At 63.5% G+C, this 15,354-nt stretch carries 11 protein-coding genes; 4 read left to right on the forward strand and 7 right to left on the reverse strand.

Annotated elements, in window-relative coordinates:
• The first annotated feature begins 78 nt into the window (after positions 1–78).
• Entirely contained in the window at positions 79–1,113 is a 1,035-nt protein-coding gene (locus tag BJQ17_RS17380; RefSeq protein WP_003248667.1) for an OmpA family protein, read from the forward strand.
• A gap of 86 nt (positions 1,114–1,199) precedes the next feature.
• Here the strand turns inward: BJQ17_RS17380 and cobA are convergent, their stop codons facing one another.
• The 5 genes from cobA to BJQ17_RS17405 all read right to left on the reverse strand — a co-directional run bounded on the left by cobA (position 1,200) and on the right by BJQ17_RS17405 (position 6,844).
• Entirely contained in the window at positions 1,200–1,940 is a 741-nt protein-coding gene (gene cobA / locus BJQ17_RS17385; protein ID WP_070096377.1) for a uroporphyrinogen-III C-methyltransferase, read from the reverse strand.
• Positions 1,941–1,967: 27 nt separating this feature from the next.
• Positions 1,968–3,638 (reverse strand): bifunctional protein-serine/threonine kinase/phosphatase, encoded by a 1,671-nt coding sequence (locus BJQ17_RS17390; protein ID WP_070096378.1) that lies wholly within the window; start codon positions 3,636–3,638, stop codon positions 1,968–1,970.
• A 9-nt stretch (positions 3,639–3,647) separates the two neighbouring features.
• Positions 3,648–4,859 (reverse strand): NarK/NasA family nitrate transporter, encoded by a 1,212-nt coding sequence (locus BJQ17_RS17395; RefSeq protein ID WP_019752136.1) that lies wholly within the window; start codon positions 4,857–4,859, stop codon positions 3,648–3,650.
• A 183-nt stretch (positions 4,860–5,042) separates the two neighbouring features.
• The gene (locus tag BJQ17_RS17400; protein ID WP_003248677.1) at positions 5,043–5,618 is read right to left on the reverse strand and encodes an ANTAR domain-containing response regulator; all 576 of its coding nucleotides are present in this window, start codon (positions 5,616–5,618) and stop codon (positions 5,043–5,045) included.
• 11 nt (positions 5,619–5,629) lie between these two features.
• Positions 5,630–6,844: a CmpA/NrtA family ABC transporter substrate-binding protein gene (locus BJQ17_RS17405; RefSeq protein ID WP_070096379.1), complete on the reverse strand. Its 1,215-nt coding sequence runs from the start codon at positions 6,842–6,844 to the stop codon at positions 5,630–5,632.
• Positions 6,845–6,981: 137 nt separating this feature from the next.
• Here BJQ17_RS17405 and BJQ17_RS17410 point away from each other — a divergent pair, with 137 nt between their 5' ends.
• Complete coding sequence (locus BJQ17_RS17410) at positions 6,982–8,004, forward strand: quinone-dependent dihydroorotate dehydrogenase (protein WP_003248679.1); 1,023 nt, start codon at positions 6,982–6,984, stop codon at positions 8,002–8,004.
• A 163-nt stretch (positions 8,005–8,167) separates the two neighbouring features.
• On the opposite strand, the gene rmf is transcribed toward BJQ17_RS17410, so the two are convergent.
• Positions 8,168–8,383, reverse strand: a complete 216-nt coding sequence (gene rmf, locus BJQ17_RS30205) for a ribosome modulation factor (protein ID WP_003248687.1) — start codon at positions 8,381–8,383, stop codon at positions 8,168–8,170.
• Positions 8,384–8,945: 562 nt separating this feature from the next.
• Here rmf and rlmKL point away from each other — a divergent pair.
• A complete protein-coding gene (rlmKL, locus tag BJQ17_RS17415; RefSeq protein WP_004576445.1) occupies positions 8,946–11,138 on the forward strand; it encodes a bifunctional 23S rRNA (guanine(2069)-N(7))-methyltransferase RlmK/23S rRNA (guanine(2445)-N(2))-methyltransferase RlmL in 2,193 nt (730 codons plus the stop codon).
• Between the two features lie 94 nt (positions 11,139–11,232).
• A complete protein-coding gene (locus tag BJQ17_RS17420; RefSeq protein ID WP_054889051.1) occupies positions 11,233–13,623 on the forward strand; it encodes a GGDEF domain-containing protein in 2,391 nt (796 codons plus the stop codon).
• Between the two features lie 130 nt (positions 13,624–13,753).
• Here BJQ17_RS17420 and dacB read toward each other — a convergent pair whose 3' ends face one another.
• Positions 13,754–15,208: a D-alanyl-D-alanine carboxypeptidase/D-alanyl-D-alanine-endopeptidase gene (dacB, locus tag BJQ17_RS17425; protein WP_004576444.1), complete on the reverse strand. Its 1,455-nt coding sequence runs from the start codon at positions 15,206–15,208 to the stop codon at positions 13,754–13,756.
• Between the last annotated feature and the right edge of the window lie 146 nt (positions 15,209–15,354).

Below are 15,354 nucleotides of genomic sequence, written 5' to 3' on the forward strand. Positions count from 1 at the left end.
TCTGCTAGACTCGCCGTCGAGTTGTCCCTCTTGTTTGTGGTGGGACTGCTTAACTATCACCAGATGGGGATTTAACGGATGAAATTGAAAAACACCTTGGGCTTGGCCATTGGTTCGCTTGTAGCCGCCACTTCGATTGGCGCTATGGCACAAGGTCAAGGCGCCGTCGAGACTGAAATCTTCTACAAGAAAGAATTCTTCGACAGCCAGCGCGACTTCAAGAACGACGGCAACCTGTTCGGCGGCTCGATCGGTTACTTCCTGACCGACGACGTAGAGCTGCGTCTGGGCTACGACGAAGTGCACAACGCTCGTGGCGAAGACGGCAAGAACATCAAGGGCTCGAACACCGCCCTGGACGCCGTTTACCACTTCAACAACCCGTACGACGCCATCCGTCCGTACGTTTCCGCTGGTTTCTCGCACCAGTCGCTGGGCCAGACCGGCCGTGGCGGTCGTGACCACTCCACCTTCGCCAACGTTGGCGCTGGCGCCAAGTGGTACATCACCGACATGTTCTATGCCCGTGCCGGCGTAGAAGCTCAGTACAACATCGACCAGGGCGACACCGAGTGGGCCCCGAGCGTTGGTGTTGGCCTGAACTTCGGCGGTAGCCCGAAGCAAGCTGAAGCTGCTCCTGCTCCAGTTGCTGAAGTCTGCTCCGACTCCGACAACGATGGCGTGTGCGACAACGTCGACAAGTGCCCAGACACCCCGGCCAACGTTACCGTTGACGCCGACGGCTGCCCGGCTGTTGCCGAAGTCGTTCGCGTTGAGCTGGACGTCAAGTTCGACTTCGACAAGTCGGTCGTCAAGCCTAACAGCTACGGCGACATCAAAAACCTGGCTGACTTCATGAAGCAGTACCCACAAACCACCACCGTGGTTGAAGGTCACACTGACTCCGTGGGTCCAGACGCTTACAACCAGAAGCTGTCCGAGCGTCGTGCCAACGCTGTCAAGCAAGTGCTGACCCAGCAGTACGGCGTAGAATCCAGCCGTGTTGACTCGGTTGGCTACGGCGAAACCCGTCCGGTTGCTGACAACGCCACCGAAGAAGGCCGTGCTATCAACCGTCGCGTTGAAGCTCAGGTAGAAGCCCAGGCCAAGTAATTGGTTTGAAGCTTCACGAAAAACCCGGCCTCGGCCGGGTTTTTCTTTGCCTGGGGTTTAACCGGCCTCGAAGGCTGTTCCTGCTGTTAGCCTGCGATTGCGATCCGCCCCACAGCCTGTTGCTCTCCCACCACCTCTCCAATCACCAGGATTGCCGGGCTACGCAAGCCAAACGCCCGCGCAGCTTCCACCATTCCCTGCACATCGCTTCTGCACTCCCGCTGCTGCGGCAACGAGGCATTTTCGATCATCGCCACCGGCATTCCCGGCGCCATGCCCCCTGCCAGCAATCCTTGGCGCACTTGTTCCAGCCGCGCCACCCCCATGTAGACCACCAGTGTTGTCCCGCCCTGAGCCAAGGCTGCCCAGTTCAGCTCGCTATCGTCCTGGGTGTGCGCCGTCACCAGCGTCACCCCTCTGCTCACGCCCCGTGAAGTCAAGGGGATCCCGCACTGCGTGGCCCCGGCCAGGCCGGCGGTGATGCCATTGATCACCTCCACTTCGATGCCATGGCCCTGCAGCCACAGTGCCTCCTCACCGCCACGGCCGAAGATGCAAGGGTCGCCGCCCTTGAGCCGCACCACGCAACGGCCCTGTCGCGCGTGGCGCAGCATCAGGCGCTGAATGAACGCTTGCGGTGTAGAGCGGCAGCCGCCGCGCTTGCCCACGGTCATTACGCGGGCCTGCGGGCAATGCTCGAGCACTGCCGGGTTGACGAGGTCGTCGACCATGACCACGGTGGCTTGCTGCAACGCACGCACGGCCTTGAGGGTGAGCAGTTCAGGGTCACCAGGGCCGGCACCGACCAGCCATACTTTTGCATTCATCAGGGTTTCCTCATCGGCAAGGTGCGTTCAGCCCTTGAGCAGGGTGAACAGCAGTATCAGATTGATCAGCAACGACAACAGGGCCAGGGTGCGCCACACCTTCAGCGGCTCGCGCTCCAGCAGCGGCCGGGGTCGGCTGGGCAGTTCCTGGCGGTCGCCGCGCTCGAGCAGCAGCAACCAGTGTTCGGCGGTTTCGAAGCGCTGCGCCGGGTCGCTCGCCACGGCCTGCAGCAGGTTGTGCTGCAGCCATTCCGGCAGGTCGGGTCGGTAGCGCGCGGCGTTGACCGGCTGGCCGAAGCGCGGGCGCTGAAAGGCCTCTACCTCGCCGTACGGGTAGTGTCCGGTCAGCAGGTGGTACAGGGTCACGCCCACTGCATACAAGTCCTGACGCGGGCTGGGCGGGTGGCCTTCGAATGCTTCCGGGGCGATGTACGAGGGTGTGCCGGGCAGCTCGTGCAGCGGGTCTTCGGACAGGCCCGGGCAATAAGCCAGGCCGAAGTCCAGCAGGCGCAGCTGGCCATCACGGCCCAGGTGCAGGTTGTCTGGCTTGATATCGCGGTGCAGCAAGTTGCGCCGATGCAGCACACCGACTGCCTGCAGCAGTTGCCGGGCGACTTCCAGCCATTGCGGCAAGGGCAGCGGGCCTTGTTCGGCCAGCCACGCCGCCAGGTTTCGGCCGGGATATTCGCGCATCACGTAGTACAGGTGCTGACGCTGACTGGCGGTGTGTAGCTCGGGGAAGTGCCGGCCGGCGATGCGGCGCAGAAACCACTCTTCCAGCAACAGCCCTTGTGCCGCCCCCGGTTCCTGTTCGCGTGCCTGGGGCAGGGTCTTGAGCAGCCAAGGCTGGTTCTGGCTATCGCGCACTTTGTACAGCAAGGACTGGCGGCTGTGCGCATGCAGTGTTTCGACCTGCCAGCCGTCGATCACCTGGCCTTCGCGCAGCGGGCCGGGCACTGGCCATTGTTGCAGTTGCGCCAGGGTATCGCCCAGGTTGGCCGTGCCCAGTTGATCGACTTGCACCAGCAAGGCGCTGGCGTTGTCCTTGCTGCCGTTGAGGTGCGCACTGGCCACCAGGGTGTCGGCGGCCAGTTGCAGGTCAGTTTGCTCGCGCAGCACGGCCTGGATGTGCTGTTCGCCCAGGCTGGCCCAGACCCCGTCGCTGAGCAGCAGGAAGCATTCACCCGGTTGCAGCTCGCCTTCCAGGTAATCCACCAGCAGGTGCTGGTCCAGGCCCAGTGCCCGTTTCAGTACATGCTGCATGCCCGGTTGGTCCCAGACATGGTCTTCGCTCAGGCATTGCAGCGTCCCCCCGTGCCAGCGGTACACCCGGCAGTCGCCTACATGGGCCAGGGTAAAGCGTCGGCCGCGCAACACCAGCGCGCTAAGCGTGGTCAACAACGGCTGGCCGCTGCCCTGGGCGCGCAACCAGCGGTTTTGCGCCAGCAGCAGACGGTCGAGGGCCTGGGCCACGCTCCAGGTGGCCGGCGTGGCGTAGTAATCCAGGGCCAGTGCCTGCAGGCTGGCGCGTGCCGCCAGGCCGCCGTCGGCACATTGGCTGACGCCGTCGGCCAGCGCGAACAGGTAGCCTTTGCTGGCGGCCAGTTCTGGTGCCGGTGTCACCAGGCGCAGGGCGTCCTGGTTTTCCGCGCGCGGCCCGGTGGCGCTGGCCTGGGCAAAGCTCAGTTGCAGGCTCATCGGCGTGCCTCAGACCCGCGCTGCAGTGACTGCAGTCGAGCCCCAGGTGGTGCGCCAGCGCTGTTTCACCCCGTGCAGGCCGAACCAGGCCAGCAGGCCCAGGCTGGCGAACAGCCACAGCCCCAGTTGGTAGTCGCCAGTGTGCTGCTTGATGGTGCCAAGCCCGGCCGCCAGCAGGAAGCCGCCGATGCCACCGGCCATGCCGATCAGACCGGTCATTACCCCGATTTCTTGGCGGAAGCGTTGGGGCACCAGTTGGAACACGGCGCCATTGCCGGCACCCAGGCCGAGCATGGCGCTGACGAACAGCGCCAGTGCGGCCGCGGCAGAGGGCAGGTTGAAGCCGACGGCGGCAATGCAGATGGCGGCGACGCCGTACATGCCCAGCAGGGTGCGGATGCCGCCAAAACGGTCAGCCAGGGCGCCGCCAAGCGGGCGCATCAGGCTGCCGGCGAACACGCAAGCGGCGGTGTAGTAACCGGCGGTGACCGGGCTCAGGCCGTACTGGTCGCTGAAGTAGCCGGGCAGGGCACTGGCCAGGCCGATGAAGCCGCCGAAGGTAACGCTGTAGAAAAACATGAACCACCAGCTGTCACGGTCGCCCAGTGCCTTGAGGTAGTCGGCCATGGCTTTTGGCTTGGGCCGTTGCGGGGCATTGCGCGCCAACAGGGCGAACACCACCAGCGCCAGTGACAGCGGGATCAGCGCAAAGCCGAACACATTGTTCCAGCCAAAGCCCGCTGCCAGTGCCGGTGCCAGCAGGGCCGCGAACACCGTGCCGGAGTTGCCGGCGCCGGCGATGCCCATGGCCTTGCCCTGGTGCTGTGGCGGGTACCACTGTGAGGCCAGCGGCAGCGAGACGGCGAAGGACGCACCGGCAAAGCCCAGGAACACGCCGAGCAGCAGGGCCTGTTCATAGCTGTGTACGCCAAGGTACCAGGCTGCGGCGAGGGCGACGATGACCACGACCTGGCCGATCAGGCCAGCCGTCTTGGGCGACAGGCGGTCGACCAGAATGCCCATGGCAAAGCGCAGGATTGCCCCGGCCAGGATCGGCGTGGCCACCATCAGGCCCCGCTGTTGTGCGCTCAGTTGCAGGTCGGCAGCAATCTGCACCGCCAGCGGGCCCAGCAGGTACCAGACCATGAAGCTGAGGTCGAAATACAGAAATGCGGCGAACAGCGTGGGCACATGCCCGGATTTCCAGAAGCTGGTACTCATCGAACACCTCACTCGGTAGTACAACGGAACGAAAAAAACGCCGCTACCCGCTCCACGGGCGTGGAGGGGAGAGCGACGTCTTTGTCGGGATTCAAGTGGGGTAACCGCCGTTGGCTACCGGTGAGTTTTGTTGAGCAAGAGATGGGCCAACTTCTGGTGGGCTGGCTTGAGATTTTCAGCGCATCAGCCGAGCATCTCATGCATGGCAATGATCTGTTCGGCCACCTGGATCAGCTTCTGCTGCCGGCTCATGGCCTGGCGACGCATCAGGGTATAGGCCTGCTCTTCGTTGCAGTCCTTCATCTTCATCAGCAAACCCTTGGCTTGTTCGATGCGCTTGCGTTCGGCCAGTTGCTGGTCGCGCGCCAGCAGCTGCGCCTTCAGTGCCTGGTCGCTCTCGAAGCGGGCCATGGCCACGTCCAGGATCGGCTGCAGCCGCGCAGCATGGATACCCTCGACGATATAGGCGCTGACCCCGGCCTGGATCGCCTGACGCATCATCCCGGGGTCGTGCTCGTCGGTGAACAACACGATGGGCCGCGGCTGGTCACGGCTCACCAGCACTACCTGTTCCATCACATCGCGGTCTGGTGAGTCGGTATCGATCAATACCACGTCGGGGCGCACCGTTTCGACGCAGGCGGGCAGGTCGATGGTCAGGTCTGGGGCTTCGATGATCTCGAAGCCGGCCTCACTCAACGCCGCCCTGAGGCGGCCGAGCTTGCTCTGGGTGTCGTCGATCAGCAGGATGCGCAGCATGTTCGCCCCCCTCACGCGCCGACACGGGCATCGGGCAAGTCACCCAAGGCATGCAAGCTGAAACTGCGGGCATAGCCGAAGGGGTCGCTGCCATCCCAGCGGGAGCCATCGATCAGCAGGCTGCTGCGCATCGTTTGGCCTGGGCAAGCGATGCCCAGGCTGTGTGCGGCCTCGCTGTACAACTGCAGTTGCTGGACCTGCCGGGCCACGCCGAAGTAGTCAGGGTCTTCGCGCAGCAGGCCCCAGCGGCGGAACTGGGTCATGAACCACATACCGTCGGACAGATAGGGCAGGTTGGCCCGGCCCTGGTCGAACAGGCGCAGGGCATGTGGGTCTTGCCATTGGTTGCCCAGGCCATCCTCATAGTGGCCGAGCAGGCGGGGGGCTATGCTGTCCAGCGGGGTGTCCAAATAGGCACTTGCGCTGAGCAGTTGCGCGGTGCTGCGGCGGTTTTCCGGGCTTTGCTCGATGAACCGGCTGGCGGTGAGGATCGCCTTGATCAGCGCACGGGCGCTGTTGGGGTATTGCTCGGCAAAGACGCGGGCGCAGGCCAGGACCTTTTCCGGGTGATCCGGCCAGATCGACTGGCTGGTGGCCAGGGTGAAGCCTTGGCCTTTGGCCACCGCGTCGGCGGCCCAGGGCTCACCAACGCAGAAGCCGTCAATGCGCCCGGCCTGGAGGTGTGCAGCCATCTGCGCCGGTGGCACCACGACGCTGTCGACGTCACGCAGCGGGTGGATGCCCTGGCTGGCCAGCCAGTAATACAACCACATGGCGTGTGTGCCGGTGGGGAAGGTCTGGGCGAACGTCAGGCGTGCGCCATGCTGGTGCACCAGGCGCGCCAGCGCCTCAGGGTTGGTCACGCCCTTGCGCTGCAAGGCAGGGGACAGGTTGATAGCTTGGGCGTTCTGGTTCAGGCCCATGAGCACGGCCATGTCGCTGGCGGGTACGCCGCCAATGCCCAGGTGCACGGCGTAGACCAGGCCATACAGGCAATGCGCGGCGTCCAGTTCGCCGCTGACCAGCTTGTCGCGCAGCCCGGCCCACGAGCCCTGGCGCTTGAGGTTGAGGGTAAGGCCGTGCTGCTGGGCGAAGCCCTGGGTGGCGGCGACCACGACCGAGGCGCAGTCGGTCAGGGCCATGTAGCCGATGTTCAGGCTGGTTTTTTCCGGCGCGTCGCTGCCGTTGACCCAGGCCAGGGGCGTTGCTCGGGGTACAGTGTTCACAAGAGTCCTCGCCCTTACTGATAAGGCTGTGGGCTGAACAGGTGCAACCGATGTGCCAAGCGCTCCACGATTTGCTGTCCTGCCAGCCCCACGCTGGCTATAATCGCCCCCTCACTCACCCTGAGCCTTGCCCGCCCATGTATACCCTGGCCCGCCAGCTGCTGTTCAAGCTTTCCCCGGAAACTTCCCACGACCTGTCCCTGGACCTGATCGGCGCCGGTGGCCGTATGGGCCTCAACGGCATGCTGTGCAAGCAACCGGCGTCATTGCCGGTTTCGGTCATGGGCTTGAACTTTGCCAACCCGGTGGGGCTGGCAGCTGGCCTGGACAAGAACGGCGCGGCCATCGACGGCTTCGCCCAGCTGGGCTTCGGCTTTGTCGAAATCGGCACTGTCACCCCGCGTCCGCAGCCAGGCAACCCCAAGCCACGGTTGTTCCGCCTGCCGGAAGCCACGGCCATCATCAACCGCATGGGCTTCAACAACCTGGGCGTTGATCACCTGCTCGACCGCGTACGCGCCTCGCGCTACAAGGGGGTGCTGGGCATCAACATCGGCAAGAACTTCGATACCCCGGTCGAACGTGCCGTCGATGACTACCTGATCTGCCTGGACAAGGTCTACACCGCCGCCAGCTACATCACGGTCAATGTCAGCTCGCCCAACACCCCGGGCCTGCGCAGCCTGCAGTTCGGCGACTCGCTCAAGCAGTTGCTCGATGCCCTGGCCGAGCGACGCGAGCAACTGGCCGGTACACATGGCAAGCGCGTGCCCCTGGCAATCAAGATCGCGCCGGACATGAGCGACGAAGAAACGGCGCTGGTGGCCGCCGCGCTGATGGCGTCGGGCATGGATGCGGTGATCGCCACCAACACCACGCTGGGGCGTGAAGGTGTCGAAGCACTGCCGTACGGTGGTGAGGCGGGCGGCCTGTCGGGCGCACCGGTGCGGGAGAAGAGCACTCATATCGTCAAGGTGCTGGCAGGTGAGCTGGGCGGCAAGTTGCCGATCATTGCCGCCGGTGGCATTACCGAAGGCCGCCATGCTGCCGAGAAGATCGCGGCCGGGGCGAGCCTGGTGCAGATCTACTCGGGCTTCATTTACAAAGGGCCGGCGCTGATTCGCGAAGCGGTGGATGCTATCGCGGCAATGCCGCGGTGACCTGACGGGCCGATTCGCGGGCATGCCCGCTCTTGCAGGGGTAGTGTGGGTACAGCTTATGAGGTTTGCCAAGGCATAAAAAAGGGCCCCTTCAAGGGGCCCCTGGGCCTTCGCCCGCCGCCCGGATGGGGCGTGCATGGTAAATCGAATTCAGTGTCCTCGTTCAGCCAACGGCGTGATTTTCGTTGAGTCTATGGATGCCAGCGGTGCCAGTCATTCCGTCCCAGTTATCACCGCGACCTTCACGCCAGCCGTTGATCCAGGCTTGGCGAACAGAAGGAAGATTGAAGGGGCAAAGTTCGCGGGATTTGCCGGTAACCCCGTATTGGTAGCCACGTGAATATGCTCTTTCCAACGGATCACGCTTAAGTCTTCTCATAGGGTGTTGCCCTCACTTGTTGACTGTAATGTCCCGTCGGCCTCTCCGAGGCCGGGCAGAGTCGTTCTGCCGGTTTGCGCTCGCTGCCGGCGTGGCGAGCTGAAAGTGCCGCCTCGTTGCGAAGCGGCCTGAGACCAGTTCTATCGAATGCGAGTCACGGTGTGAATGATCGATTTGTCATAAGCACGTAACCTTTCCAAGGGTGAGGGGATAAGTAAATAAATGCGACTCAACCTTGTTTGGTGTTTAGCCCTGCAATGATCGGGGTTTGCCGTTCTTTGACGTCATTTCGCCAGCGTTGTTTGCGGATGACAGAAATAATTTGAAATGCGACGAAGGGTCACATTGGCCCGCAGATCGCCAGAATTACGCGTACTGCCTGATGATCTAAGCTGTCTTTGCCACTGGGCCAAGCACGGATCGGTCAGGCGGCCCGGCTTTTCTGCAGCACGTTGTGTGCCGCAGAGGGCCACCCGCACGCCTGCTGGAAAGGTGTACGGGCAAACATCGCGGGGCGATGCGTCGCCCCGTCAGTCAAATAGCCCAAGGCGCTGGAATACTCATGTCGGACCGTTTCGAACTTTACCTCACCTGTCCCAAAGGCCTTGAAAGCCTGCTCGCCGAAGAGGCCAAGGGCCTCGGCCTTGACGAGGTGCGCGAGCACACCTCGGCCATTCGCGGCGCCGCCGACATGGAAACTGCTTACCGCCTGTGTGTCTGGTCACGTCTGGCCAACCGCGTATTGCTGGTGCTCAAGCGCTTCTCGATGAAGAACGCCGACGACCTTTACGACGGCGTGCACGCGGTCGACTGGGCTGACCACCTGGCAGCCGACGGCACCCTGGCTGTGGAGTTCAGCGGCCATGGCTCAGGCATCGACAATACTCACTTCGGTGCGCTGAAGGTCAAGGATGCGATCGTCGACAAGCTGCGTAACCGCGAAGGCCTGCGCCCGTCAGTCGAAAAGATCGACCCTGACGTGCGTGTGCACCTGCGCCTGGACCGCGGCGAGGCCATTTTGTCCCTCGACCTGTCCGGGCACAGCCTGCACCAGCGTGGCTACCGCCTGCAGCAAGGCGCCGCGCCGCTGAAGGAAAACCTGGCGGCAGCGGTGCTGATCCGTGCTGGCTGGCCGCGTATTGCTGCCGAAGGTGGTGCGCTGGCCGACCCGATGTGCGGTGTGGGTACCTTCCTGGTCGAGGCCGCGATGATCGCCGCCGATATCGCCCCCAACCTCAAGCGCGAACGCTGGGGCTTCAGTGCCTGGCTCGGCCATGTGCCGGCGCTGTGGCGCAAGGTGCATGACGAAGCGCAGGCGCGCGCGCAGGCCGGCCTGGCCAAGCCACCGCTGTGGATCCGTGGCTACGAGGCTGACCCGCGGCTGATCCAGCCGGGCCGCAACAACGTCGAGCGTGCCGGCTTGGGCGACTGGGTGAAGATCTACCAAGGCGAAGTCAGTACCTTCGAGCCACGCCCGGACCAGAACCAGAAAGGCCTGGTCATCAGCAACCCGCCCTACGGTGAGCGTCTGGGTGACGAAGCCAGCCTGCTGTACCTCTACCAGAATCTGGGCGAGCGCCTGCGCCAGGCCTGCATGGGCTGGGAAGCAGCGGTATTCACGGGTGCGCCGCAACTGGGCAAGCGCATGGGCATTCGTAGCCACAAGCAGTACGCGTTCTGGAACGGCGCATTGCCATGCAAGCTGCTGCTGTTCAAGGTGCAGCCTGACCAGTTCGTCACCGGTGAACGCCGCGAAGCGCAGCCTGAAGGCACCGAAGCCCGCCAGCAGGTGCCGCAGGCCAGCGAGCCCGCGCGGCTGTCGGAAGGGGCGCAGATGTTTGCCAACCGCCTGCAGAAGAACCTCAAGCAACTGGGCAAGTGGGCCCGTCGCGAGCAGGTCGACTGCTATCGCCTGTACGATGCCGACATGCCTGAATATGCCCTGGCGGTCGACCTGTACCAGGACTGGGTACACGTGCAGGAATACGCCGCGCCACGTTCGGTCGACCCGGACAAGGCTCAGGCGCGTCTGCTCGATGCACTGGCGGCCATCCCGCAGGCGTTGGGCATTTCGCCGCAGCGTGTAGTGCTCAAACGTCGCGAGCGGCAAAGCGGCACGCGCCAGTACGAACGTCAGGCTACCGAGGGCCGCTTCCAGGAAGTGAACGAAGGTGGCGTCAAGCTGCTGGTCAACCTCACCGACTACCTGGATACCGGGCTGTTCCTCGACCACCGCCCGATGCGTATGCGCATCCAGCGTGAGGCTGCCGGCAAGCGCTTCCTCAACCTGTTCTGCTACACCGCCACGGCCACCGTGCACGCGGCCAAGGGCGGTGCGCGCAGCACCACCAGCGTCGACCTGTCGAAAACCTACCTGGACTGGGCGCGGCGTAACCTGGCACTCAATGGCTATTCCGAGCGCAACCGCCTGGAGCAAAGCGATGTAATGGCTTGGCTGGAAGGCAACCGTGACAGCTACGACCTGATCTTCATCGACCCGCCAACCTTCTCCAACTCCAAGCGCATGGAAGGTGTATTCGACGTGCAGCGTGACCATGTTCAGCTGTTGGACCTGGCCATGGCCCGTCTGGCGCCGGGTGGTGTGCTGTATTTCTCCAACAACTTCCGCAAGTTCCAGCTGGACGAGCACCTGATGGCGCGTTACGTGGTGGAAGAAATCAGCGCGCAGACCCTGGACCCGGACTTCGCCCGTAATAACCGTATCCATCGCGCCTGGCGTTTGCAGCTTCGTTGAGGCGACGAGGTACATTGCACGGCTAATGGCCAATAGCTATAACTGAGGGCAGGGCAAGATAATCCGCAGGACGCTGACGTGACGAGATGGGTGTATGTCAAAGTGTGGCGTGCGTGCGCGGTTGCTTGGCTTGTGCACAGAGAGGGCGTCCGCCTGGGCGATGGCGCTGATTGCACTGGTGGCGGGCGGCTTGTTGACCGCCGCCTTGGCATTTGCCGCGCACACCTTCTACAAACAGCAGCTGCGCCAGCGCTTTGAGCTGCTGGCCAGCGAGCGCGCCAGCCGTATTGCCGAGCGTTTTGACGAACAGCAGCAGCGCCTGGATGGGCTGCGGCGGTTCTTCAGTTTTTCCAGCGAGATCACCCCGCGCGAATTCGACGGCTATGCCCGACCACTGCTGCAACGCACCTTGGCCTATGCCTGGGCGCCGCGCGTCGAGGCTGCGCAACGCGCCGAATTCGAGCGCCTGGCCAGTGACCATACCGGCCCAGGCTATGTGATCCGGGACAAGGACGCGCAAGGCCAGTGGCGCCCGGCGTCGCAGCGCGATCATTACTTCCCGGTACTCTATACCCAATCGGGCGAACTGCCCGGGTTGCCCTACGGCCTGGACCTCGCTGGCCGAAGCGAGCCTCAGGCGGCCTTGGCGCGGGCGTTGGGGCCAGGCAGCATGGCGGTGTCCGAGCCATTGGCCCTGTTCGATACCCACTCGGCAGAGCGCGGCCTGTTGATGGTCGCGCCGGTATTTTCCGATGCCGACCCCCGCGGTGCTGCAGCGGGTTATGTGGTGGCCTTGCTGAGCATGCGCGAGCTGGTCAGCGACGGTCGGCCGGTAGCGACTGATGACAACCTTGTCGTGCGCATCACGGACCCGTCTGGGTTACAAGGCCCCGTCGTGATGTTCGATTCGCAAAATCAGGTCGCGCCCTTGGCCCTGGCCAGCAATCAGTTGTTGCGCCTGGCCGATCACTATTTCCAGCTGAGCATTCAGCCGAGCCAGGCGTTTGTGCAGGCGAACCGCTCCTCGGCAGTGCTGGCGGTCGGTTTGTTGGGCGGACTGTTGAGCCTGTTGCTCAGCGTGCTGCTCTACAGCCTGTTGAGCCAGCGTCAGCGCGCCCTGGCCTTGGTCGCTCAGCGTACGGCCGAGTTGCAGGTCAGCGAGCAGTCGTTGCGTGGCACCCACAACCAACTGCGCAGTGTGCTGGATGCCGCGACCCAGGTGGCGATCATCGCCACCAACCTCAAGGGGGTGGTCAGCACGTTCAACGCCGGTGCCGAACGCATGCTCGGTTACGCGGCCAGCGAAGCGATCGGCCGCTTGCGCCTTGAAGACCTGGTGCTGCCGGAGGAGCTGAACCTGCGTGCCCATGCCTTGAGCTTGCGTTTTGGCCGCGCCATTGCTGGGGGCCAGGCGATGTTCGCTGAAACGGTACAGGAGCACGGGGCCGAGCCTGGCGAGTGGACCTTGCTACGGGCTGATGGCAGCCAGCTGGTCGCCAACATGCTGGTGACTGCCATGCTCGACGAACAGGGGTTGTGGGTTGGCTACCTGGCCATCTGCATTGACGTGACCGAGCGGCGCCGGGTGCATGAGGCGTTGGCAGCGCGTGACCGGTTGCTGGAAAAGCTCAGTGCCGAGGTGCCGGGCGGCATCTACCAATATCGCCTGGATGCCAACGGCCATTCGTGTTTTCCATATGCCAGCATGGGCCTGTATGACATTTATGAGGTCGACCTCATGCAATTGCGTGAGGATGCCTCGGGGGTGTTCGAACGTATCCACCCCGATGACCTGGAGCGCGTGCGCCGCTCGGTGCGTTATTCGGCCGAACACCTGTCACCCTGGCGCGAGGAGTATCGGGTCTGCCTGCCCCGGGCCGGACTGCGCTGGGTGCGTGGCGAGGCGACCCCGGAAGTGGGCGAGCAGGGCTGCACGCTGTGGCATGGCTACCTGACTGACATCTCCGACCTGAAGGGCGTGGAGGAAGAGTTGCGGGCGCTGTCGGTCACCGACTCGCTGACCGGTATCCATAATCGTCGCTACTTCCAGGAGCGGCTCAAGATCGAACTGGAACGGGCCCAGCGCGATGGCTTGGCGCTGGCGGTGATCATGCTCGACATCGATCACTTCAAGCGCATCAACGACCGCTTCGGCCATGCCGTCGGCGACCGGGTGCTGCGTAGCCTGTGCCAGCGCATCGGTCAGCGTTTACGGCGTACCGATGTGTTTTGCCGCTTGGGCGGGGAAGAGTTCATGGTGCTTTGCCCGGGCAGCGATGTCGATCAGGCGCGGTTGCTGGCGCTGGAGTTGTGGCAAGGGGTGCGCAATGTGCCGGTGGAAGGCGTGGGCCAGGTGACTGCAAGCTTTGGGGTGGCGGGGTGGCGGTCGGGCGAAGGCGCTGATGCCTTGCTGTTGCGCGCCGACGCCGGCGTGTATGCGGCCAAACAGGCCGGGCGGGACCGGGTGGAGGGGGAGTCGGCCTAAGCGCTGTCGGTTGCCGGTACCGAGCCTTTCGCGGCGAAAACCGCTCCTACAGGTTGCACAGGTTTGGTAAGCCGTGCTCACCCCTGTAGGAGCGGGTTCACCCGCGAAAAGGCCAATACAGGCTAACCAATCAATTAGCTGCTGTACTGCCAGCCAGCTTCGGCTGGCGATACAGGTCAAGCAACACCTGATCCAGCACCTGCGAGGCACCCCACGGTTTAGGGTCGTTGAGAATCGCTGCCACCGCCCAGGTATGGCCGTTGCTGTCGCGACTGAAGCCGGCAATCGCCCGCACAGTGTTCAGTGTGCCGGTCTTGATGTGCCCTTCACCGGTCATCGCGGTGCGCTTGAGACGCTTGCGCATCGTGCCGTCCATGCCCACCAGCGGCATCGAGCTCATGAATTCGGCAGCGTAAGGGCTCTTCCAGGCGGCTTTCAGCATCTCGGCCATTTCCCGGGTACTGACCCGTTCGGCACGCGACAGGCCAGAGCCGTTTTCCATCACCAGATGCGGCGCAGTAATACCTTTTTTCGCCAGCCATTGGCGTACCACGCGCTGGGCAGCACGGGCGTCGTCACCATCGGCATCGGTGCGGAACTGCGCGCCAAGGCTCAGGAACAGCTGCTGGGCCATGGTGTTGTTGCTGTACTTGTTGATGTCGCGGATCACTTCCACCAGGTCTGGCGAGAAGGCGCGGGCCAGCAGGCGAGCACTCTTGGGCACATTCTCGATGCGGTCGCCACCCTGGATGTTGCCACCCAGTTCGTTCCAGATTGCGCGCACGGCACCGGCGGCGTAGGTGGAATGGTCGAGCAGCGACAAGTAGGTTTGCGAGTTGCAGCCGTCACCCAGTTGGCCGCTGACCGTGACACTGATGCCGTCGGCCTGGGGCACCGGGTTGTAGCGCACATCACCGGTGCATTTCTTTGAGGCTACCGGCTTGACCTGGTTGTCGATACGGATACTGGCAATCGGCGGCTCGACTGCGACGGTGACTTTGCCACCATCATTGCGCGCCACGAAGCGCAGGGCCTTGAGGTTGACCAGCAGCGAGTCGGGCTTGACCAGGAACGGCTTGTTATCATCGCCGCCGTCGTCGTTGAACTGCGGCAGGTTGGGCTGCACGAAATGGCTGCGGTCCAGCACCAGGTCACCGGTGACGGTGCGCACGCCATTGGCGCGCAGGTCACGCATCAGCAGCCACAGCTTTTCCATGTTCAGTTTGGGGTCACCGCCACCTTTAAGGTACAGGTTACCGTTAAGCACACCGTTGCTCAGGGTGCCGTCGGTGTAGAACTCGGTTTTCCACTGAAAGGTCGGGCCAAGCAGTTCGAGGGCAGCGTAGGTCGTGACCAGTTTCATGGTCGAGGCCGGGTTCACCGACACATCGGCATTGAACACGGTCGGGGTGCCGGGGCCATCCAGCGGCAGCATCACCAGCGACAGCGCTGTGTCCTGCAGCTTGTTGGCCTTGAGCGCCTGCTGCACTTTGGCAGGCAGGGTGGTATTGACGGCGGCGTGGCTGGGCAAGGCAAGTGGCAACAGCAGGCCGGCAAGAACGAGGGGACGAAGCGTTTTGATCATAGTGAGTGAATACCCTGCGGCGAGGGAAAAGGGCTTTGGGGCTGTAAGAGATGATGGCCCCACGACGTAAACACTACGCATTATGCCCCAAGCGCAGCCACGATGCGTCACGTTCGACGGAAAAGCATCGCCAATAAAAAGGCCAC

The sequence above is a fragment of the Pseudomonas sp. NBRC 111139 genome (assembly GCF_001753955.1).
Taxonomy (GTDB): domain Bacteria; phylum Pseudomonadota; class Gammaproteobacteria; order Pseudomonadales; family Pseudomonadaceae; genus Aquipseudomonas; species Aquipseudomonas alloputida.

Bases quoted from the DNA above. Each gene is read 5' to 3' on its own strand.
- BJQ17_RS17380 (WP_003248667.1), top strand. From the start codon at position 79: ATGAAATTGAAAAACACCTTGGGCTTGGCCATTGGTTCGCTTGTAGCC.
- cobA (WP_070096377.1), bottom strand. From the start codon at position 1,940: ATGAATGCAAAAGTATGGCTGGTCGGTGCCGGCCCTGGTGACCCTGAA.
- BJQ17_RS17390 (WP_070096378.1), bottom strand. From the start codon at position 3,638: ATGAGCCTGCAACTGAGCTTTGCCCAGGCCAGCGCCACCGGGCCGCGC.
- BJQ17_RS17395 (WP_019752136.1), bottom strand. From the start codon at position 4,859: ATGAGTACCAGCTTCTGGAAATCCGGGCATGTGCCCACGCTGTTCGCC.
- BJQ17_RS17400 (WP_003248677.1), bottom strand. From the start codon at position 5,618: ATGCTGCGCATCCTGCTGATCGACGACACCCAGAGCAAGCTCGGCCGC.
- BJQ17_RS17410 (WP_003248679.1), top strand. From the start codon at position 6,982: ATGTATACCCTGGCCCGCCAGCTGCTGTTCAAGCTTTCCCCGGAAACT.
- rmf (WP_003248687.1), bottom strand. From the start codon at position 8,383: ATGAGAAGACTTAAGCGTGATCCGTTGGAAAGAGCATATTCACGTGGC.
- rlmKL (WP_004576445.1), top strand. From the start codon at position 8,946: ATGTCGGACCGTTTCGAACTTTACCTCACCTGTCCCAAAGGCCTTGAA.
- BJQ17_RS17420 (WP_054889051.1), top strand. From the start codon at position 11,233: ATGTCAAAGTGTGGCGTGCGTGCGCGGTTGCTTGGCTTGTGCACAGAG.
- dacB (WP_004576444.1), bottom strand. From the start codon at position 15,208: ATGATCAAAACGCTTCGTCCCCTCGTTCTTGCCGGCCTGCTGTTGCCA.